At 65.3% G+C, this 21,450-nt stretch carries 16 protein-coding genes; 12 read left to right on the forward strand and 4 right to left on the reverse strand.

Annotated elements, in window-relative coordinates; translation table 11 throughout:
- Positions 1 to 8: 8 nt before the first annotated feature.
- A complete protein-coding gene (locus FHW58_RS03515) occupies positions 9 to 1,115 on the forward strand; it encodes an endo-1,4-beta-xylanase (protein WP_179671670.1) in 1,107 nt (368 codons plus the stop codon).
- Positions 1,116 to 1,211: 96 nt separating this feature from the next.
- Here the strand turns inward: FHW58_RS03515 and FHW58_RS03520 are convergent, their stop codons facing one another.
- The 3 genes from FHW58_RS03520 to FHW58_RS03530 are packed head-to-tail and all read right to left on the reverse strand — an operon-like array spanning position 1,212 to position 6,976.
- Positions 1,212 to 4,046 carry a glycosyl hydrolase 115 family protein gene (locus tag FHW58_RS03520; RefSeq protein WP_229265040.1) on the reverse strand — a complete coding sequence of 945 codons (2,835 nt, stop codon included), beginning with the start codon at positions 4,044 to 4,046 and terminating at the stop codon, positions 1,212 to 1,214.
- Positions 4,047 to 4,082: 36 nt separating this feature from the next.
- Positions 4,083 to 5,705 carry a glycoside hydrolase family 43 protein gene (locus FHW58_RS03525; protein WP_218892619.1) on the reverse strand — a complete coding sequence of 541 codons (1,623 nt, stop codon included), beginning with the start codon at positions 5,703 to 5,705 and terminating at the stop codon, positions 4,083 to 4,085.
- Positions 5,705 to 6,976, reverse strand: a complete 1,272-nt coding sequence (locus FHW58_RS03530; RefSeq protein WP_179671672.1) for an SGNH/GDSL hydrolase family protein — start codon at positions 6,974 to 6,976, stop codon at positions 5,705 to 5,707. The genes FHW58_RS03525 and FHW58_RS03530 overlap by 1 nt, the downstream gene beginning before the upstream one ends.
- Positions 6,977 to 7,082: 106 nt before the next feature.
- Between FHW58_RS03530 and FHW58_RS03535 the strand changes: the two genes are divergently transcribed.
- From FHW58_RS03535 to FHW58_RS03585, 11 genes are all read left to right on the forward strand, one after another.
- The gene (locus FHW58_RS03535) at positions 7,083 to 8,267 is read left to right on the forward strand and encodes a fumarylacetoacetate hydrolase family protein (protein ID WP_179671673.1); all 1,185 of its coding nucleotides are present in this window, start codon (positions 7,083 to 7,085) and stop codon (positions 8,265 to 8,267) included.
- A 23-nt stretch (positions 8,268 to 8,290) separates the two neighbouring features.
- Positions 8,291 to 9,070, forward strand: a complete 780-nt coding sequence (locus FHW58_RS03540) for an SDR family NAD(P)-dependent oxidoreductase (protein WP_179671674.1) — start codon at positions 8,291 to 8,293, stop codon at positions 9,068 to 9,070.
- Positions 9,067 to 9,942: an SMP-30/gluconolactonase/LRE family protein gene (locus tag FHW58_RS03545; protein ID WP_179671675.1), complete on the forward strand. Its 876-nt coding sequence runs from the start codon at positions 9,067 to 9,069 to the stop codon at positions 9,940 to 9,942. The genes FHW58_RS03540 and FHW58_RS03545 overlap by 4 nt, the downstream gene beginning before the upstream one ends.
- Positions 9,943 to 9,949: 7 nt before the next feature.
- Complete coding sequence (locus tag FHW58_RS03550; protein WP_179671676.1) at positions 9,950 to 11,725, forward strand: IlvD/Edd family dehydratase; 1,776 nt, start codon at positions 9,950 to 9,952, stop codon at positions 11,723 to 11,725.
- A gap of 150 nt (positions 11,726 to 11,875) precedes the next feature.
- Entirely contained in the window at positions 11,876 to 12,844 is a 969-nt protein-coding gene (gene xylF, locus FHW58_RS03555) for a D-xylose ABC transporter substrate-binding protein (protein ID WP_179673259.1), read from the forward strand.
- 9 nt (positions 12,845 to 12,853) lie between these two features.
- Positions 12,854 to 14,380, forward strand: a complete 1,527-nt coding sequence (gene xylG / locus FHW58_RS03560) for a D-xylose ABC transporter ATP-binding protein (protein WP_179671677.1) — start codon at positions 12,854 to 12,856, stop codon at positions 14,378 to 14,380.
- 14 nt (positions 14,381 to 14,394) lie between these two features.
- Positions 14,395 to 15,534, forward strand: a complete 1,140-nt coding sequence (locus FHW58_RS03565) for a sugar ABC transporter permease (protein WP_179671678.1) — start codon at positions 14,395 to 14,397, stop codon at positions 15,532 to 15,534.
- Positions 15,535 to 15,563: 29 nt separating this feature from the next.
- Positions 15,564 to 17,942 carry a glycoside hydrolase family 3 N-terminal domain-containing protein gene (locus FHW58_RS03570; protein ID WP_179671679.1) on the forward strand — a complete coding sequence of 793 codons (2,379 nt, stop codon included), beginning with the start codon at positions 15,564 to 15,566 and terminating at the stop codon, positions 17,940 to 17,942.
- A gap of 157 nt (positions 17,943 to 18,099) precedes the next feature.
- The gene (locus FHW58_RS03575) at positions 18,100 to 18,576 is read left to right on the forward strand and encodes a VOC family protein (RefSeq protein ID WP_218892690.1); all 477 of its coding nucleotides are present in this window, start codon (positions 18,100 to 18,102) and stop codon (positions 18,574 to 18,576) included.
- Entirely contained in the window at positions 18,569 to 19,756 is a 1,188-nt protein-coding gene (locus FHW58_RS03580) for an alginate lyase family protein (protein ID WP_218892620.1), read from the forward strand. The genes FHW58_RS03575 and FHW58_RS03580 overlap by 8 nt, the downstream gene beginning before the upstream one ends.
- Positions 19,757 to 19,832: 76 nt before the next feature.
- On the forward strand, positions 19,833 to 20,201 hold the full coding sequence (locus FHW58_RS03585; protein ID WP_179671681.1) for a response regulator: 369 nt from the start codon (positions 19,833 to 19,835) through the stop codon (positions 20,199 to 20,201).
- Here the strand turns inward: FHW58_RS03585 and FHW58_RS03590 are convergent.
- Positions 20,172 to 21,347 (reverse strand): MFS transporter, encoded by a 1,176-nt coding sequence (locus FHW58_RS03590; RefSeq protein ID WP_179671682.1) that lies wholly within the window; start codon positions 21,345 to 21,347, stop codon positions 20,172 to 20,174. The genes FHW58_RS03585 and FHW58_RS03590 overlap by 30 nt on opposite strands.
- Positions 21,348 to 21,450 lie beyond the last annotated feature (103 nt).

The following is a 21,450-nucleotide window of genomic DNA, read 5'->3' on the forward strand; positions in this document are numbered from 1 at the left end:
AGACAAACATGAAGATATCCCGACGCGGCGTTCTGGCCGTGATGGCGGCGGGCGGTTTGCTGCCGCTGCATGCGGCCGATATGCCAGAACCCTTGAAGGTGCTGGGCAAACGCAAGGGCCTCAATGTGGGCAATGCGATTGGCGGGCGCTGGTTCCGTGATCCGGCCTACAAGGCGTTGATGGCGCGCGAATGCAATATGCTGGTGGCCGAGAACGAGGGCAAGTGGCAGGCGCTGGAGCCGCGTCCCGGGGTTTATCAGTTTGGTCCGGCGGACGAAATGTATGCGTGGGCGCGCTCGCAGGGGATGCTGGTGCGCGGGCATAACCTGATCTGGCAGGACGCGAAGTGGTTGCCGAAGTGGGTCAACGAATATGATTTTGGCGCGCAGCCGGCCGTGGCGGCAGAGGCGTTGCTGCGCAAGCATATCGTGACGGTGTGCGAGCATTTCGGCGATGGGATTCATAGCTATGATGTGGTGAACGAGGCGGTGGATCCGAAGACCGGCGAGCTGCGGGCGAATGTGTTCACGCAGCGGCTGGGGGCGGTGGAGCAGATCGACCTGGCGTTCCGGGTGGCGCGGGAGAAGGCGCCGAAGGCGCAGTTGGTTTATAACGATTACATGCGGGCGGATCTGGGGAGCGCGAAGCATCGGGCGGGTGTGTTGAAGCTGCTGCATGATCTGAAGTCGCGTGGCACGCCGGTGGATGCGCTGGGGTTGCAGAGCCATATCGGGTCGTGGGATGAGATGGGGATGGGCAGGCACCAGGAGGCGTGGCGGCGCTTCCTGGATGAGGTGACTGGCATGGGCCTGGATTTGCTGGTGACGGAGTTTGATGTGAATGACCGCAAGCTGCCGGCGGATGTGGCGGTGCGCGACGCGGGCGTGGCGACGCTGGCGAAGGAGTATCTGGATGTGACGTTCAGTTATCGGCAGTGCAAGGACTTTTTGATGTGGGGGATGGCGGATAACGCGAGCTGGCTTCAGGGCTGGGATGAGGCGCCACGCACCGATGGGTTGAAGATGCGGCCGACGCCTTTTGATGATCAGTTGCGCGCGAAGCCGCTGCGGGATGCGATTGCGGCGGCGATTCAGGGGATGCCGGCGCGAGGGTGATCAAGGCCGGCTGACCCCGCACGGCCAGGCGGGGTCTGACCCCGTTCGGGGTCAGACCCCTAAGTGGTAGGGCAAGCATATCGCTTAGGTTGTGGGTTAGCGGCGGGGACTTTCGGGCGGCCCGAGATAGCTGGGTTTTACCCCGCCCGCATTGACTACCAGCTTTTGCAGCACCACCCCCGGGTCCACCACCCAGAACTTGAGGGTGTGGGGGCCGGGTTGCGTGATCGTATGCCGCGAAGTGAGCACCGTCGCCCCATCGGCCACCGTCTTTTCCCATGCCTTTTCGCTGCCGTCCGCATGCATGTTGATGATCTGCGGCGCTTCGTCATCAAACGATATCGCATACCGCAGACCTGCTCCCGGCTGGAACTTCTGCGTCGGCGCCAGCGTCGTCTGCACCTCCACCTTGCCGGCGCTGAATAGCTGCATCTCGTACTCCAGCCGCATGCGCGGCGTCTCTTCCGCCGATGCATCCACTGGCAGCGTCGTCATGCCGGACAGCGTGCGGCCATGATCCGGAATCCGCAGCCACGAGCGCTGGTCCGCCGCCACCGCCCGCGTGTAGTGCTCCGCCTCCATTGACACCACGCCATCCGTCTCGATAAATCCTTTCAGCGCGTCCGCGCCGGCCGGCTTGCGCAGCGGGACCTTCACCGTGGTCTTGCCGCCCGCGCCAGACACCGTCAGCGTCGCGCTCCGCGCGCCATCCGGCACCTCGGCCCAGCGCACATCCACCATCACGCGCTGCTGGCGATCCACCTTGCCGGCCGGCTTGTCCAGCGTAATCCACGGCTCGCTCGCGGACACCGTGTAGTCAAACGCCTGCCGCCCGCGGTTGAAGATATCGATGAACCGCGCCTTCTTCTCAAACACATCCAGCGCCGGCAGCGCCAGCGCCTCGCCGCCCGGCCCCGGCCAGACCTGCGCGCTGCCTTCCACTGCCACGCCCATGTCCGCCTCTTCCGGCACCTGCATCTCGGTCACCGGCGGCATCACGTTGCGCGGCGGCTGGTTCCAGTACGTGTAGCCCAGGTGCGTCTGCGACATCATGTGATTCCACTTGCCGCCGCTGATGTCCTGATGATAGCGGCGCACCAGCTCCGCGTCCTCCGCAAACAGCGCCCGTGCCCGCGCGGCCAGGTCGTTGGTGGCGGTGCGACCTTGCAGGCCATACAGCTGATTCAGTCCGGCCGTTACATACAGCTCATTCGCCACCGCGCTGGCCTTGACCGGATACAGCACCAACTGGAAGAAGGCGTCGCGCTTGTCGGCCGGCAGGGCGGCGGAGATTTTCTCCGCGCGCGCCGCAAGCGCGTTGTAGTCGTCGACGATGCGCGTCGCCTCGTTGTAGTTCACCAGGCTGTAGGTGGTCGGCTCCAGCATCTCCGGCCGGCGGCGGCCGTTGTACCTGGCGTATTTGGCGACGATGTCGGCGATATCGTCTGCATGCGCCGGCCCGAATTCGCGCGCCGCCCACAGCTTGAGGTAATCCGGCAGCCGTTCGGCCGGCCATGCCGCCGGGTTCCACGCGTAGGTGAGGAAGAACTCGATCGGCACCTCCATCGGCTTGAGGTCGCCCACGTTGACGATCCACATGCGGTTGGCCTGGTACTGCCACGCCAGGTGCATCTGCTCCCATACCTTGGGCAGCGGCGTCACGTTGATCCACTTGTACGAGCGCGGGCCGCCGACGTAGTCGAAGTGGTAATAGATGCCGGCGCCGCCGGCGCGCTTGCGTTCGTCGGCGGTCGGCAGGCGGCGGATATTGCCCCAGTTGTCGTCGCACCACAGCAGCATCACGTCGTCCGGCACGCGCATGCCTTTCTCGTAATACTCCTGTACCTCCTTGTACAGTGCCCATACCTGCGGCACCTTGGTCACATCCGGATTGACTTCTTTGGCGATGATGTCGCGCTGGTCCTTGACGATGCGCTCCAGCAGCGCCACATTGGCGCCTTCCGACATCGGCTCGTCGCCATCGCCGCGCATGCCCAGCGTGATCAGCTTTTCCTGGCCTTGCGAGACGCGCAGGCCCTGGGTCCAGAACTCCCGCAGAGCATCGGCGCTGCGGTTGTAGTCCCACGGCTTGCCGCCGCCGTAGCGGCGCCACTCATCGTGCGCGCGCATCATCGGCTCGTGGTGCGAGGTGCCGATGACGACACCGTATTCATCGGCCACCTTGCCGTTCAATTTGTCGTCGTCGTAGAAGGCCTTGCCCCACATGGCCGGCCACAGGTAGTTGCCGCGCATACGCAGGATCAGTTCATATACTTTTTCATAGAACTGATGATTGAAGCCGCCGTAGCGCTGCTTGACCCAGTCGGTCAGCGCCGGCGCCTCGTCGTTGAGGAAGATGCCGCGATACTGCACCACCGGCGCATCGCTGACCGCCGCGCCGGCCGACGCGTACACGCTGGCGTGCTTCGCCGCCGGCACGTCGGCCCACCAGTTCCACGGCGAGACGCCGATCTGCTCCGACATCTCGTAGATGCCGAAGATAGTGCCGCGCTTGTCGCTGCCGGCGATGACCAGCGCCCGATCCACGCCGGGCAGCGGCTGGCGCAAGGTCTGCACCTGCCAGCCTTCCCACTTGCCCTTGATGGACGAGACATCCAGCTTGCCCGCGGCCACCAGTTGATCGATCAACGCGCTCTTGCCGACGGTGCCGACGATGATCACGTCCGCGCCGGCCGGCTTGCCGCCCTTGACCAGCAGCGGCCTGGCGGCGCTGACGCGGGCGATGTCGGCCTGCAGGTCGCCTGCGGCGCGGATCACACCCGCGTGGTCGGCGGCGTCGATGTAGATGCGGGCGGCCTGGCCGTTGCTGGCCAGCGCGACGGCGTCAGGCGGCGGTTGATCGAACCAGGCCAGCTTTTTCTGGCCCAGGGCCTGCGCGGGCAGGGCGTGACACAGCAGGGCCAATAGCATGGCCCCTGCGGCAAGAACGGGTTGTCTCATGTTGTTTTATTTTTCCAGCGGGGTGTAGTCGAACCAGGCGAAATCGGCTGGTGGCATGCCTTCCTTGCCGGCGCCTTCGGCGTACATGCCGATAAAGACGCCGGTGAAGCCGCCCGCCGCTTCCGACGACAGCGGCGCGGTGGGGACGGTGCCGATCGGCTTGAGCTGGCCGTCGCCGCTGCCGTAACTGAAGGTGTACTGGCCAGCCGTCGATTCAACCTGCAGCACCACCGGTCCCGCCGGCAGCGGCGCCGAGGCCTGCAGCGTGGTCACGCCCTTGGCGCGCGCCACCAGCTCCAGCCGGCGCTCCGGCGCGCCGGTGATGCGCAGCTCGTAGTAGTTCTTTTCGTTCTGGCGCAGCACCAGGCCGGCCGCCTGCGTGGCGGCGGAAGGCTGAAACGCCACTTGCGTGGCGGCGCGCATGCGCATGTGTTCCTGGCGGCGCGCCACGAAAGCTGGTTGCGCGATGTCGTTCATGGTGACGCTGCTGCCTTTCAGGCGCAGGTAGCCGGGCCGCTCGGTCAGCGACCACAGGCCATCGCCGGGGCCGCGCAGCATGGTCCATTGCAGGCCAAGCTTGGGCGCCTTGAAGTCGTCGCGCACCGGTTCGAGCGGCCATGGCGAGGAGGGCGGCAGGCCGGCGGCGGACATCTGCACCGCCAGCGGCTTGCCCTGGTTGACCACCAGCCAGCCGTCGGCGTTCCACTCGACGGGCGTCAGCAGGGTTTCGCGGCCGAGGTGATGCTGCTTGTCGACCGGACGGATGCCCAGCAGCGGCATCCACCATTTGCCTTCCGGCGTTTGCACCAGGTCGCCGTGGCCGGTGGCCTGTAGCGGCAGTTCCGGGTGGCCGCGGTGGGTCAGGATGGGATTGGCCGGGTTGGCGGTGAACGGGCCGAATGGCGAGGTGGAACGCGCCATCGTCAGGCTGTGGTTATACGAGGTGCCGCCCTCGGAGATCATCAGGTAATACAGGCCGTTGTACTTGTACAGGTGCGGGCCTTCCGGCCACACGCCGCCGGTGCCGGACCAGATCAGGCGCGGCGCCTCCAGCAGCTTGCCGGCCTTGAGGTCGATCTCGGCCTGATAGACGCCGCCATGTTCGCCGCCGCCGTGGCGGGTGTAGTACACCTTGCCGTCGTCGTCGAAGAACAGCGACGGGTCCATGGCGAAGGTTGGGTCGTTCAGCCACACTGGCTCCGACCATTCGCCGGCCGGGTCCTTGGTGTGGACGTAGAAGGCGCCGCCGCCCTCCATATTGGTGGTGACCATGTAGAACACGCCGTCGTGGCAGCGCAGCGTGGGCGCATAAATGCCCTGCGAGCTGCGCGTTTTGGCCAGATTCAGCTGGCTGGCGCGCGTGAGCGCGTGGCCGATCTGGCGCCAGTGCACCAGGTCCTTGCTGTGGTAGATCGGCACGCCCGGGAAGTATTCAAAGCTGCTGGTGGCAAGGTAGTAATCGCCGCCCACGCGGCAGATGCTCGGATCGGCGTGGAAGCCGCTCAACACCGGATTGGTGTAGGTGGCGTCGGCGGCGGCAGCGGTGGTGGCGACGCCTGGGGCGGCGGCCATCAGCGCGGTCAATGCCAGGCGCGCGGCGGCTGCCGCGGCGGCGGGGAATTTGCTCATTATTTATTGTCTCCACATTGTTTTCGCAGCGCCGCCAGCGGCACGGTTTCCGCCAATGCGCGGTAGCCGGCCAGCGATGGATGCAGGTGATCGCCGCTGTCGTACACCGGCTTGATGCGGGCCGGTTGCGATGGATCGCGCAGCGTGGCGTCAAAGTCGGCCACGGCGTCGAACACGCCGGACGTGCGTATCCACTGATTCAGCGCCTGGCGGTCTGCTTCGTTTTCTGGTTCTGGATGGTAGTAGTCGCCGCCGACATACGGCGTGACGGTGGCGCCGATCAGGCAGATGCCATGGGCATGCGCGCGTTCGGCGAGCTGGCGGTGGGCCAGTTTGAGGTCGGCCAGCAGTTGCTGGCGGTCGGATGGTGTATCGGGGCCGTTGCGGTGCTGGACGCCCAGGTCGTTGACGCCGATCAGCACCAGCGCGTGCGTAACGCCGGCGCGCGACAGCACGTCGCGGTCGAAGCGCGACACCAGCGGCGCGCCGATGCCCTCGCGCAGCATGCGGCCGCCGCCGATGCCGGCGTTGACCACGCCCAGCGTGTGCTGGTTGTCGCGCAGGCGCGCAGCCAGCACGTCGGTCCAGCGGGTGTTGGTGTCGGGCGGCACGCCGTAGCCGTCGGTGATGGAGTCGCCGATGGCCACCAGCGCGCCCACCTTGCGCGGCGCCAGCACTTCCACGTCGCTGATGGCGTACCAGCGCGTGACCTTGCCGGCATCGGCCCACGCGGCGTCCATCACGCGGTTGCCCTTGGTGAGGAAGGTGTGGGCGCGGGCGCCGTTATGCGCGGTCTGGCGCGCCGGTTCAGCCTTGAAGTACAGCGAAATCGCCAGGTCGGCGGCCGGCTTCAGCTCCATGGCGACTGCGTCGCTGTAGTATTCCGCGCCGGCGGGAATGGTGACATTGGCGCGGCCGTCAAAGGTCAGTGGGCGCAGGGTAGGGGGCTGGACAACGGCCTGTCCCGGCGCTGCCGCCAGCGCCACGCTGGCGCCGTCGAGCGTCAATGGTGCGGTGCCGTACACATTGCTGACCCGCACCCGGAATTGTTTGCCGCCCAGAGTGAGGCGCACCACCTGGCGCAGGCTGGCGTCGCGCCACTGTTCGGCCGCCAGTTGGTTGTTCGCATCGGGAATTTGCTGCGCCGCACCCCAACTGGCCACCCAGTGTGAAGCCGCTGGCGCCGGCGATGCGGCGGCCGCTGCCTGCAGCAGGCAGGCGGCGGCGATGGCGCCAAAATAACGGGGGAAAGCGTGTTGACTTGATCGCATAATTCCTTCACACTGACAAAATGTTAGCGCTATTCATTTTAGGTTACTCGCATGGTACGCGCAACAAAAAAAGCCGGCAGAAGCCCAACGAGACAAGGACAGTTCTGTGAACAATCAATTGAAGCACGCGCCAGCGCTGGCGCACCTCCCCGCCGACCTCGCGGATGCCCTGCTGGTCGGCCGCGTCTGGCGTCAGGATGTTAACGGCCCGAGCGTGGTCGTGGTCCGCAAGGGCGAAGTTTTCGACATCACCGCGCAAGCGGCCACCGTTTCCGATCTGCTGGACCGCGACGACGTTGCCGCCTTCGCCCAGGCCGCGCAAGGCGAATCGCTGGGCAAGGTCGAGGCGCTGATCGAGACGGCGCTGAGCGGCGCGGAGGCGCCGGTGCGCCTGCTGGCGCCATGCGACGTGCAGGCCATCAAGGCCTGCGGCGTGACCTTTGCCGTCAGCCTGCTGGAACGCGTGATCGAAGAACAAGCGGGCGGCAACCCGGCCCGCGCCGACGAGCTGCGCAAGTCGCTGCTGAAGGATATCGGCGCCGACCTGTCGGCCATCAAGCCAGGTTCGCCGGAAGCGGAAAAGCTGAAGCAGGAATTCATCGCGCGCGGCGCCTGGTCGCAATACATGGAAGTGGGGATCGGCCCGTATGCGGAAGTGTTCTCGAAATCGCAGCCGATGTCGGCGGTGGGTTTGGGCGCGGACGTGGGCCTGCACCCGGAATCGAAGTGGAACAATCCGGAGCCGGAGATCGTGCTGGCGGTGAACAGCCGCGCGCAAACGGTCGGCGCCACGCTCGGCAACGACGTCAATCTGCGCGACATCGAGGGCCGCAGCGCGCTGTTGCTGGGCAAGGCCAAGGACAACAACGCCTCGTGCGGCATCGGCCCGTTCATCCGCCTGTTCGACGGCCGCTTCACCATCGACACCGTGCGCAATGCGGAACTGCGCCTGCTGATCGAAGGCGCGGAAGACGGCTTCCGCCTGGACGGCGAGAGCCGCATGCGCGAAATCAGCCGCGACCCGCTGGACCTGGTGTCGCAAACCGCCGGCGCCCATCACCAGTACCCGGACGGCTTCATGCTCTTCCTCGGCACCATGTTCTCGCCGATCAAGGACCGCGGCGCGCCGGGCGCCGGCTTCACCCACAAGCTGGGCGACCGCGTCAGCATCAGCAGCCCGTCGCTGGGCATGCTGGTCAACCACGTACAACTCAGCACCACCGTGGCGCCATGGACCTTTGGCGTGCGCGCACTGTATCGCAATCTGGCCCAGCGCGGCCTGCTCAACTAAAAACAAATCTCTGGAGAGAATAAATGGGGAAACCTTTGGTCTTCGCTACCTACCCGGACCTGGCGGATAAGCGGGTTCTGGTCACCGGCGGCGGCTCCGGCATCGGCGCCGGCATCGTGGACGCCTTCGTCAAACAGGGCGCGCAAGTGTTCTTCATCGACATCGTGGAGGAGGCGTCGCGCGCGCTGGTGGAAAGCCTGAAAGGCGCCAAACACGCGCCGGTGTTCTTCCACTGTGACCTGACCGATCTGGATGCGCTGGCCAAGGTCATCGCGCAGATCGAGCAGGATCATGGCGCCATCGAAATCCTGATCAACAACGCCGCCAACGATCACCGTCACCAGGTGCACGAAGTGACCGGCAAGTACTGGGACAACAGCCTGGCGGTCAACCTGCGCCACCAGTTCTTCTGCGCGCAGGCGGTGGCGCCGGGCATGAAGAAGGCCGGCGGCGGCGTGATCCTGAACTTCGGTTCGATCTCGTGGCACCTGGCGCTGCCCAACCTGACGCTGTACATGACCGCCAAGGCGGCCATCGAGGGCCTGACGCGCGGCCTGGCGCGTGACCTGGGCCAGGACGGCATCCGCGTCAACACCGTCATTCCTGGCTCGGTGATGACCGAGCGCCAGAAGGCGTTGTGGCACTCGCCGGAAGCCGGCCAGGCGATCCTGGATGCGCAAGTGCTGCCGCAAAGCGTGGAGACGGAAGACATCGCCGCCATGGCGCTGTTCCTGTCCTCGGATAACGCACGACGCTGCTCCGGCCGCGACTACTTCGTTGACGCCGGATGGTATGGAGCATGAACCTCTACCAGCCTGAGTGCATCTGGCCACTGGGCGCGACCCTGGCCGAGGGACCGGTATGGCATCCAGAGGACAAGTCGCTGTATTTCGTCGACATCAAGCAGCGCGCGATTCACCGCTGCGCCGAGGACGGCGGCCGCCGCCAGAGCTGGACGGTGCCGGATGAAGTGGGCTTCGCGCTGCCGATGCATGGCGGCGATTTCGTCTGCGGCCTGCCGGGACGCCTGGACCGCTTTTCGTTCGACACCGGCGCGCTGACCACGCTGCATGCGCTGGAATCGCACCTGCCGGGCAATCGCCTGAACGACGGCTACGTGGACCGCCACGGCGCGCTGTGGTTCGGCTCCATGGACAACGCCGAGGAAGCGCCGAGCGGCGCGCTGTATCGCCAGTCCGGCGGCACGGCGCCGCAGCACAAGGACGGCGGCTACGTCATCACCAACGGCCCGTGCGTCAGCCCGGACGGGCGCACCTTCTATCACACCGACACGCTGGAAAAGACCATCTACGCGTTTGAGCTGGACGAGCAGGGCAACCTGTCCAACAAGCGCGTGTTCGTGCGCATCGAGGGTAGCGGCTACCCGGACGGCACGGCGGTCGATGCCGATGGTACGCTGTGGGTCGGCCTGTTCGCCGGCGGCCGCATCGAGCGCTACTCGGCGGCCGGCCAATTGCTGGACACCGTGAGCATGCCGTGTTCGAATATCACCAAGGTCACGTTCGGCGGCGACGATCTGCGCACCGTGTTTGTGACCACCGCCCGCAAGGGTCTGTCGGCGGAAGAATTAAGCCGTGAGCCGCTGGCCGGGGGCATTTTCAGCTTCCGCGTGGCCTCGCCGGGACAATTGCAACATCTGTACTTACCTGAATAGGCAATCTATGAGCACCCAATCGCGTCGCTACCGCTCGCAGGACTGGTTCGATAATCCGGACCACATCGATATGACCGCGCTGTATCTTGAGCGCTTCATGAACTACGGGATCACGCCGGAAGAGCTGCGCTCCGGCCGTCCCATCATCGGCATCGCGCAATCAGGCAGTGACCTCAGCCCGTGCAACCGCATCCACCTGGAGCTGGCCAAGCGCGTGCGCGACGGCATCCGCGACGCCGGCGGCATCGCGATGGAGTTCCCGCTGCATCCTATCTTTGAAAACTGCCGCCGTCCGACGGCGGCGATCGACCGCAACCTGGCGTATATGGGCCTGGTCGAGATCCTGCACGGCTACCCGATCGACGCGGTGGTGCTGACCACCGGCTGCGACAAGACCACGCCGTCGCAGCTGATGGCCGCCGCCACCATCGACATTCCGGCCATCGTGCTGTCCGGCGGGCCGATGCTGGACGGCTGGCTCGACGGTGAGCTGGTGGGCTCCGGCGCGGCGATCTGGAAGGGCCGCAAGCAACTGGCCGCCGGCAAGATCGACAACGAGAAGTTCCTCGAAATCGCCGCCGCCTCGGCGCCGTCGGCGGGCCATTGCAACACCATGGGCACCGCATCGACCATGAACGCCATCGCCGAAGCGCTGGGCATGTCGCTGACCGGCTGCTCGGCGATTCCGGCGCCATACCGCGAGCGTGGCCAGATGGCCTACGAAACCGGCAAGCGCATCGTGGAGATGGCCAAGCAGGATCTGAAGCCGTCACAGATCCTCAGCCGCGACGCCTTCCTGGACGCCATCGTGGTCAACGCCGCCATCGGCGGTTCCACCAACGCGCAACAGCACATCGTCGCCATGGCGCGCCACGCCGGCGTGGAGCTGAAGTCGAGCGACTGGATGGAGTATGGCCACAAGGTCCCGCTGCTGCTGAACATGCAGCCATCCGGCAAATTCCTCGGCGAGCGCTTCCACCGCGCCGGCGGCGTGCCGGCCGTGATGTGGGAACTGGAGCAGCAGGGCAAGCTGCGCTCCAAGCGCCTGACCGTCACCGGCAAGACCATGGCGGAAAACCTGGTCGGCCGCGAAACCAACGACCGCGAGGTGATCTATCCGTTCAACGCGCCGCTGAAGGAGGACGCCGGCTTCTTCGTCCTGAAGGGCAACCTGTTCGACTTCGCCATCATGAAGACCAGCGTGATTTCGCCGGAATTCCGCCAGCGCTACCTGAGCAAGCCTGGCCAGGAAAACATCTTCGAATCGCGCGCCATCGTGTTTGATGGCTCGGGCGATTACCATGACCGCATCAACGATCCGTCGCTGAATATCGACGAGAACTGCATGTTGGTGATTCGCGGCGCCGGCCCGATCGGCTGGCCGGGTTCGGCGGAGGTGGTCAACATGCAACCGCCGGATGCGCTGATCAAGCGCGGCGTCAACTGGCTGCCGACGCTGGGCGACGGCCGCCAGTCCGGCACCTCGGACAGCCCGTCGATTCTGAACGCCTCGCCGGAGAGCGCGGTGGGCGGTGGTCTGGCCTACATCCGCACCGGCGATACCGTGCGCGTGGACCTGAACCAGGGTAGCTGCAATATGCTGATCAGCGACGAGGAACTGGCGAAGCGCAAGGCGGAAGGCATTCCGCCGGTGCCGGCCAGCCAGACGCCGTGGCAGGAGCTGTACCGCGCCACCGTGGGCCAGATGGAGACCGGCGCCTGCATGGAGCTGGCGCTCAAGTACCAGGGCGTGGGCGAAAAGCTGGCGCGCCACAACCACTAAACCCCGTCACCGTCATTCCGGCGAAAGCCGGAATCCATGCTGAGCATGCGTTCCATGGATTCCGGCCTGCGCCGGAATGACACACGGGGGGAGAATAATTATGGAGACGATGAAGTGAAAAAGATTGTTGTGAGCGCCGTGCTGGGCGCAATGATGGCACTGGGCGCCGGCAGCGCCATGGCCGACGCCAAGAACCCGAAAATCGGCTTTTCGATCGACGACCTGCGCCTGGAACGCTGGGCGCGCGACCGCGACTACTTCACCGCCGAGGCGGAGAAGCTGGGCGCCAAAGTCTACGTGCAATCGGCCGACGCCAGCGAGCAGCGCCAGATCGCCCAGATCGAAAACCTGATCTCGCGCGGCGTCGACGTGCTGGTGATCGTCCCCTACAACGCCACGGTGCTGAACAACGCCGTGCGCGAGGCGAAGAAGGCCAAGATCAAGGTGGTGTCGTACGACCGCCTGATCCTCAACGCCGACATCGACGCCTACATCTCCTTCGACAACGCCAAGGTCGGCGAGCTGCAGGCCAGCACGCTGGTGGCGCTGAAACCGAAGGGTAACTACTACCTGCTCGGCGGCGCGCCGACCGACAACAACGCCAAGATCCTGCGCGAAGGCCAGCTCAAAGTGCTGCAACCGCTGATCGACAAAGGCGACATCAAGGTGGTCGGCAAGCAGTGGACCAAGGACTGGAGCGCCTCCGAAGCGCTGGCCATCATCGAAAACGCGCTGACCGCCAACGGCAACAAGATCGATGCCGTGGTGGCATCCAACGACGCCACCGCCGGCGGCGCGATCCAGGCGCTGGCGGCACAAAAGCTGGCCGGCAAGGTGCCGGTGTCCGGCCAGGACGCCGACCTGGCGGCCGTCAAGCGCGTCATCGCCGGCACCCAGGCCATGACCGTCTACAAGCCGCTGAAGGTGATCGCCACCGAAGCCGCGCGCCTGTCGGTGAAACTGGTGCGCAATGAAGCGCCGGCCTACAACTCGACCTACAACAACGGCATGAAGAACGTGAACACCGTCCTGCTGGCGCCCGTCGCGCTGACCAAGGCGAATGTGAACGTGCTGGCCGACGACGGCTTCTACACCAAGGCGCAGCTGACCGCCAACTAAGGAATCAGCATGGCCGAATATCTTCTGGAAATGCGCAACATCGTCAAGGAATTTGGCGGTGTGCGCGCCCTGAACGGCATCGACATCAAGCTCAAAGCCGGCGAGTGCGCCGGTTTGTGCGGCGAGAACGGCGCCGGCAAGTCGACGTTGATGAAAGTGCTGTCCGCCGTCTACCCGCACGGCACCTGGGAAGGCGAAATCCTGTGGGACGGGCAGCCGCTGCGGGCCCAGTCCATCCGTGAAACCGAGGCCGCCGGCATCGTCATCATCCACCAGGAACTGATGCTGGTGCCGGAACTGTCGGTGGCGGAGAATATCTTCCTCGGCAACGAGATCACGCTGCCGGGCGGCCGCATGGACTACGCGGCCATGAACCGCCGCGCCGAGCAGTTGCTGAAAGAGCTGAACATCAATGACGTCAACGTGGTGCTGCCGGTGAAGCAGTACGGCGGCGGCCACCAGCAACTGATCGAGATCGCCAAGGCACTGAACAAGAACGCGCGCCTGCTGATCCTGGACGAGCCGTCGTCGTCGCTGACGGCGGCCGAGATCAAGGTGCTGCTGAATATCATCCATTCGCTCAAGGCCAAGGGCGTCACCTGCGTCTACATCTCGCACAAGCTGGATGAGGTGGCGGAGATTTGCGACACCATCGTCACCATCCGCGACGGCCAGCATATCGCCACCACGCCGATGTCCGAGATGAATATCGACCGCATCATCGCCCAGATGGTGGGCCGCGAGATGACGCAGCTGTATCCGCAGCGCGAGCACACGCCAGGCGAGGTGATTTTCGAAGCGCGCAACGTGACCTGCTACGACGCCGACAACCCCGAGCGCAAGCGCGTAGACAACATCTCCTTCCAGTTGCGCCAGGGCGAAATCCTCGGCATCGCGGGGCTGGTGGGCGCCGGCCGCACCGAGCTGGTGTCGGCCATCTTCGGTGCCTATCCGGGGCCATGCGAGGCGGAAGTCTGGCTCAATGGCCACAAGCTGGATACCAGTTCGCCGGTCAAGGCGATCCGCAACGGCCTGGCCATGGTGCCGGAAGACCGCAAGCACCACGGCATCGTGCCGGACCTCGGGGTCGGCCATAACATGACGCTGACGGTGCTGAAGGACTTTGCACGCGCCACGCGCATCGACCAGGAAGCCGAACTGGCCACCATCCGCAAGGAGATCAAGAGCGTCAAGCTGAAGACCTCCAGCCCATTCCTGCCGATTACCGGTCTGTCGGGCGGCAACCAGCAGAAGGCGGTGCTGTCCAAGATGCTGCTGACCAAGCCGAAGATCCTGATCCTCGACGAACCCACGCGCGGCGTCGACGTCGGCGCCAAGTTCGAGATTTACCAGCTGATGTTCGACCTGGCCAGGCAGGGCATGTCGATCATCATGGTGTCGTCCGAGCTGGCCGAGGTGCTGGGCATCTCGGACCGCGTGCTGGTGATCGGCGAGGGCCGGCTGCGCGGCGATTTCGTCAACGACAATCTAAGCCAGGAAACGGTACTGGCGGCGGCGCTGGATCAGGCGCATTGATATTAGGACTACCAATGAAAAGTAACTTGAAACAGCTGTTCACGCAGTACAAGATGCTGGCCCTGCTGATCGCCGTGGCGCTGATCTGGGCCTTCTTCAGCTATCACACCGAGGGCGGCTTCGTCACGCCGCGCAACCTGTCCAACCTGATGCGCCAGATGGCCATTACCGGCATCGTCGCCTGCGGCATGTCGCTGGTGATCATCGCCGGCGAGATCGACCTGTCGGTCGGTTCGCTGCTTGGCCTGTTGGGCGGCATCGCGGCGGTGCTGGACGTGACGCACCATCTGCCGCTGCCGGCCACGCTGGTGATCGTGCTGGTGGTGGGCCTGCTGATTGGCCTGTTCAACGGCTATCTCACGGCCTACCTGGGCATTCCGTCGTTCATCGTGGGCCTGGGCGGCATGCTGGCCTATCGCGGCATTGTGCTGGGCGTGACCGGCGGCACCACCATCGCGCCGGTGTCGGACGATATGGTCTACATCGGCCAGGCCTACCTGTCGCCAACGCTGGGCATCGCGCTGGGCGTGTTGCTGTTCGTGGTGGCGATCTACCTGATCTTCCAGCAGCGCCGCAGCCGCGCCGCGCACGCGCTGGAGGTGGCGCCGATGTGGCGTGATGCCGCCAAGCTGGCGATTCTGGGCGTGGTGTTGGCCGCCTTCATCATCACCTTCAACGACTACGAGGGCATTCCGCTGCCGGTGCTGCTGTTGCTGGCGCTGCTGGGCATCTTCAGCTATGTCACCACGCAGACGGTGTTCGGCCGCCGCGTGTACTCGGTCGGCTCCAACATGGAGGCCACGCGCCTGTCGGGCATCAACGTCAAATCAATCAAGCTGTGGATCTTCGGCATCATGGGTCTGATGTGCGCCCTGGCGGGCCTGGTCAATACGGCGCGCCTGGCGGCCGGTTCGCCATCGGCCGGCACCTCGGGCGAGCTGGATGCCATCGCCGCCTGCTTCATTGGCGGCACCTCGATGCGCGGCGGCTCCGGCACCGTGCACGGCGCGCTGATCGGCGCGCTGGTGATGGCGTCGCTGGACAACGGCATGTCGATGCTGGACGTCGACACCTACTGGCAGATGATCGTCAAAGGCGCGATCCTGACCCTGGCCGTGTGGGTGGACGTCAGCACCCGCGCAGGCAAACGATAAAAAAATAAATCCAAACATGGAGACAATGCATGACCAACCACCGCAGGCAGTTCCTCACTTCCATGACCGGCCTGGCCGGTCTTACCGTCATGCCGGCGTTCGCGGCGCCGGCCAAGGCGCCGTACAAGGACGCATCGCTGCCAGTTGAAAGGCGCGTCGATGATCTGCTCGGCCGCATGACGCTGGAAGAAAAAATCATGCAGCTGCATTGCACCTGGCAGACCAAGGTGCGCATCCAGGACGAGAAGGGCGAATTCGTCGCCGCCAAGGCGCAGCAGGAATTCCCGAACGGGATGGGCATGCTGGCCCGTCCATCGGACCGGCGCCTGGGACAGGGGGGCGGCGCGGCCGGCGATGACGGCCAGGTGATCAACCGCACCCCGCTGGAAACCGCCACCTACGTCAACGCGGCGCAGAAATGGGCGATGGAACAGACCCGCCTCGGCATCCCGATGTTCATGCACGAAGAAGCGCTGCACGGCTACGCGGCGCGCCATGCGACCAGCTTCCCGCAAGCGATCGGCATTGCTTCGTCCTTCGATCCCGAACTGACCACCAGGATCTTCAGCGTGGCGGCGCGTGAAATGCGCGCGGCCGGCTCGCACCTGGCGCTGGCGCCAGTGGTGGACGTGGCGCGCGAGCCGCGTTGGGGGCGTATCGAGGAAACCTTCGGCGAAGATCCGTACGTCTGTGGCGAGATGGGCAAGGCGGCGATACTCGGTTTCGCCGGCACCAGCCCCAGGCTGGCCAAGGACAAGGTGTTTGTCACGCTAAAGCACATGACGGGCCACGGCCAGCCGGAAAACGGCACCAACACCGGGCCGGCCGAAGTCACCGAACGCACTTTGCGCGAGGAGTTCTTTCCGCCGTTCGAGCGCGCGATCAAGGAGTCCAACGTTGGCGCGGTCATGCCGTCGTATAACGAGATCGGTGGTGTGCCGTCACACGCCAATCACTGGCTGCTGCACAAGGTGCTGCGCGAGGAGTGGGGCTTCAAGGGGCTGACCGTGTCCGACTACATGGCCGTGGCGGAACTGGTGACGCGCCATAAGCTGGTGGATTCGGAGAAGGAGGCCGGCTATCGCGCTTTCAAGGCCGGTGTCGACATCGAGACGCCGGACGGCAAAGGCTTCAAGCACCTCGGCGCACTGGTGAAAGAGGGACGCGTCAGCGAAAGCGAGATCGACGCCGTGGTGCGCCGGGTGCTGACCATGAAGTTTGAAGCCGGGCTGTTTGAAAATCCGTACGTCGACGCCAAGGCGGCCGACGGCCTGACCGCCACCAAGGATGCCCTCGCGCTGGCGCGCCTGGCCGCCACGCGCACGGCGGTGCTGCTGAAGAACGACAAGGGCCTGCTGCCGCTGGACGGCAAGAAGGTCGGCAAGGTGCTGCTGATCGGCACGCACGCCAAGGACACGCCGATCGGCGGTTATTCGGATATTCCGCGCCATGTGGTGTCGATCCATGAGGGCCTGGAGGCGGAGGCCAAGGCGCAGGGTTTCACGCTGGCGTATTCTGAGGGCGTGCGCATCACCGAAAGCCGCATCTGGGGCAAGGACGAAATCAAATTCACCGATCCGGCGGTGAATGCGAAGCTGATCGCCGACGCGGTGGAGGCGGCCAAGTCGGCCGACACCATTATCATGGTATTGGGCGATAACGAGCAGACCAGCCGCGAGGCGTGGGCCGACACCCACCTCGGCGACCGCGAATCGCTGGACCTGATGGGGCAGCAGAACGACCTGGCGCGCGCCATTTTCGCGCTGGGCAAGCCGACCGTGGTGTTTTTGCTGAACGGCCGTCCGCTGTCGATCAACTTCCTGGCCGAGAAGGCGGACGCGATCATCGAGGGCTGGTACATGGGCCAGGAGACGGGGCACGCGGCGGCGGATCTGTTGTTCGGCCGCGCCAACCCGGGCGGCAAGCTGCCGGTGTCGATCGCGCGCAGCGTCGGGCAACTGCCGATCTTCTACAACCACAAGCCGTCGGCGCGGCGTGGTTATATTGATGGTTCGACCAAGCCGTTGTATCCGTTTGGCTTTGGCCTGAGCTATACCACGTTTGCGATGTCGGCGCCGCGGTTGGCCAAGGCGACCATAGGCGTCAATGAGTCCACCAGGGTGGAGGTGGATGTGACCAACACCGGCAAGCGGGCGGGCGATGAGGTAGTGCAGATTTATATCCGCGACGATGTCAGCTCGGTCACGCGGCCGGTGCTGGAGTTGAAGGCGTTCAGGCGCGTGACGCTGCAGCCGGGGGAGAAGCGCACGCTGAGCTTTGATATCAAGCCGTCGGACCTGTGGTTCTATAACACCGAGATGCAGCGCGTGGTGGAGCCGGGCAGCTTCACTATCCATGCTGGCCCGGATAGCGTTAATCTGAAGTCGACCAAGCTGATGGTGAGCTGACCCCGCACGGCCAGGCGGGGTCTGACCCCGTACGGGGTCAGACCCCTAAGTGGTCAAGCTGGCGTCGAGGCAAAAGGTTGCGGGGTAGGGCCTCGCGCGCGCCGTCATCATTTTTTACGCTGTAAAATCGTCCCACGGCGAACAGAGGAGAGACATGATGACGGCCAAGAATACGATCTGCCTGTGGTACGACAAGGACGCGGAAGAAGCGGCCAAGTTCTATGCCCGCACCTTCCCCGATAGCGCAGTGAGCGCCGTCCATCGCGCGCCGACCGATTTCCCCGGCGGCTCGGCGGGACAGGTGCTCACGGTCGAGTTCACGGTCTGTGGCATACCGTGCCTGGGCCTCAACGGCGGCCCGGCCTTTACGCACAGCGAGGCCTTTTCCTTCCAGATTTCGACGGAGGACCAGGCGGAGACGGACCGCTACTGGGAAGCCATCGTCGGCAACGGCGGTGCCGAGAGCGCCTGCGGCTGGTGCAAGGACAAGTGGGGCCTGTCATGGCAGATCACCCCGCGCGTGCTGACCGAGGCCATGCTGAAGGGCGGCGAGGTCGCCCAGCGCGCCTTCCAGGCCATGATGACGATGCAAAAAATCGACGTCGCCCGCATCGAAGCGGCCGTGCGTGGCTGACGGCCTGACGCGCGCGCTGGGCGGCATCTGGCTGGCACTGGCCTGCCTGGCCGGACCGGCGGCACCGGCGCTGGCTCAATCCCCATCCCCATCGCCCGATATCGTCAGCCTGGACCGGCCGCGCATTTTGCGGGCGGCCGATGCCGCGCTGGCGGAAGCGCCGGTGACCATTACCGCGTTTCCCAGTCCGCGCAGCAGTGGCGGGCCGCATGACTTTTACTCGGAAGGCGACTACTGGTGGCCCGACCCGGCGCACCCGGGCGGGCCGTACATCCAGCGCGACGGGTTGACCAATCCCGATAACTTCGTCGCCCATCGGCGCGCCCTGGTGCGGTTTTCGATGCAGATGCCGGCACTGGCGGCGGCGTGGAGGATTTCCGGCGATGGCCGTTATGCGCGGCACGCCGTCGACCACCTGCACGCCTGGTTCATCGGTCCGGACACGCGGCTGAATCCGAATCTGCAGTATGCGCAGGCGATTTCCGGCGTCACCAAGGGACGTGGCATCGGCATCATCGACACCGTGCACCTGGTCGAAGTGGCGCGCGCCATCGAGGTGCTGCGCGACGGCGGCCAACTCGCGGCCGACGAGCAAGCCGGCATCGAGCGCTGGTTCACCGAGTATCTGCATTGGCTCACCAGCAGCAAGAACGGCCACGATGAGCGCGACGCAAAGAACAACCATGGCACCTGCTGGCTGCTGCAGGTGGCCGCATTCGCCCACCTGACCGGCGATCAGCAACTGCTGGCCACTGCGCGCGAGCGCTTCAAAACCGTGCTGCTGCCCACCCAGCTCGCTGCCGATGGCAGCCTGCCGCTGGAGCTGAAACGCACCAAGCCTTACGGTTACGCGCTGTTTGACCTGGAGGCGCTGGCCGCGCTGTGCCAGATCCTGTCCACGCCGGACGACAATCTCTGGACCTACGCCACGCCGGACGGCAGGAGCATGGCCAAGGCCATGGCCTGGATGGCGCCCTACATCCGCGACAAGCGCGCCTGGCCGCTGCCGCCGGACGTCATGTACGACAAGCAGTGGCCGATGCGCCATGCCAGCCTGCTGTTCGCCGGGCGCGCGCTGGGCAGGGCGGATTATCTGGCCCTCTGGGCCGGCCTGCCCGCCGACTCCACGGTGGAGGAGGTCAACCGCAATTTCTTCATCCGCCAGCCCGTGCTCTGGTAAGGTGCGCTGCCGTACATACGACTAACTCAGCCGTTGTTACGATGGTTTCACTGTCCAATAAAAAGTGAGGCACATCATGGCAAGCGCAAAACAGGTTCTGGTGGTGGATGATAATGTCGATGTGGTGGAGTCGCTGTCGGCGCTACTGCAGTGCCACGGCTACGAGACCGCCGCCGCGCACAACGGCTACGAGGCCTGCGACTGGGTCAAGGACGCCATGCCCAAGGCAATCATCATGGATCTGGGCATGCCATGGATGGACGGCTTTGGCGCGGTGCGCGCGATCCGCCGCATGCCGGGCGCGCAGTCGCTGCCGATCATCGCGCTGACCGGTTCCGCCGACCGCGATTCGGTCAAGAAGGCGGTCGCCGCCGGCTTTACCCAGCACTTCTCCAAGCCGCTGAACTTCGACCACTTAAACAGCTACCTCGCCAGCTTGTCCTGAGCGACGGCCGGCGAACACCAGCAGCAGGCCGGCGGCGGCCATCACGGCGCCGGCCACCGGCACTGCGGCATACCCCATGCCGGCCGAGATGACGTAGCTGCCGATGGCCGCGCCCAGCGCGTTGCCCAGATTGAACGCGCCAACGTTGACCGATGACGCCAGCCCCGGCGCCTCGGCCGCCGCGTGCATCACGCGGATCTGCACCGGCGGCACGATCGCAAACGCTGCCGCGCCCCACAAGATGACGCCAACCAGCGCGCCCCAGTGGCTGCTGAACAGCAGCGGCAGCACCAGCATGATCACCGCCAGCGCCGCCAGGAAGATCTTGGTGGCGCCATCCAGCGACCAGTCGGCCACCTTGCCGCCGACCCCATTCCCGATTGTGAAGCCAACGCCGATCAGCACCAGCGCCAGCGTGACGAAGCCGGACGAGGCGCCGGTCAGCGTGGTCAGCACCGGCGCGATATAGGTGTACAGCGCGAACATGGCGGCCGAGCCCATGACCGTGGTGGCCATGGCCATCAGCACCGTGGGGCTGGCCAGCACGCGCAGCTCCTTGCGGATGTCCGGCATGGCGCCGGCCTCGCCGCGCGGCAAGGCAAAGATCAGCGCCGCCATCGCCAGCAGGCCCAGGCCCGCCGTGCCGGCAAACGCCATGCGCCAGCCGATCTGCTGGCCGACCCAGGTGGCAGCGGGCACGCCGCCGATATTGGCGATGGTCAGGCCCATGAACATGGTGGCGACGGCGCTGGCGCGCTTGTCCGGCGTGACCAGGTTGGAGGCGACCACCGAGCCGATGCCGAAGAAGGCGCCGTGATTCAGGCTGGTGACCAGGCGCGACGCCAGCAGCGTCCAGTAGCCGGGCGCCATGGCCGACAGCAGGTTGCCGACCACGAAAATCGACAGCAGCACGATCAGCGCGTGCTTGGCCCGCAGGCGGGCCAGCAGCAGCGTCATGACCGGCGCGCCGATCATCACGCCCAGCGCGTAGGCGCTGATCAGCAGGCCGGCGCTGGGGATGGAGACATGGATGCCGTCGGCGATCACCGGCAGCAGTCCCATGGGCGAAAATTCGGTGGTGCCGATGCCGAAGGCGCCAACCGCTAGTGCCAGCAGTGCCCAGGTGGGCTGTTTGTTCGTATCCACTGTGTTCTTTCAGCTAAGCAAAAGGCTTACTATAGTGGAGTCGGCGGTTTTGTGCTGAGGGGCGGGCGGGCATGCGCGGCTGCTCTGCCCTCTGGCTGTTGCC

The organism is Duganella sp. 1224, assembly GCF_013408245.1.
Taxonomy (GTDB): domain Bacteria; phylum Pseudomonadota; class Gammaproteobacteria; order Burkholderiales; family Burkholderiaceae_D; genus Rugamonas.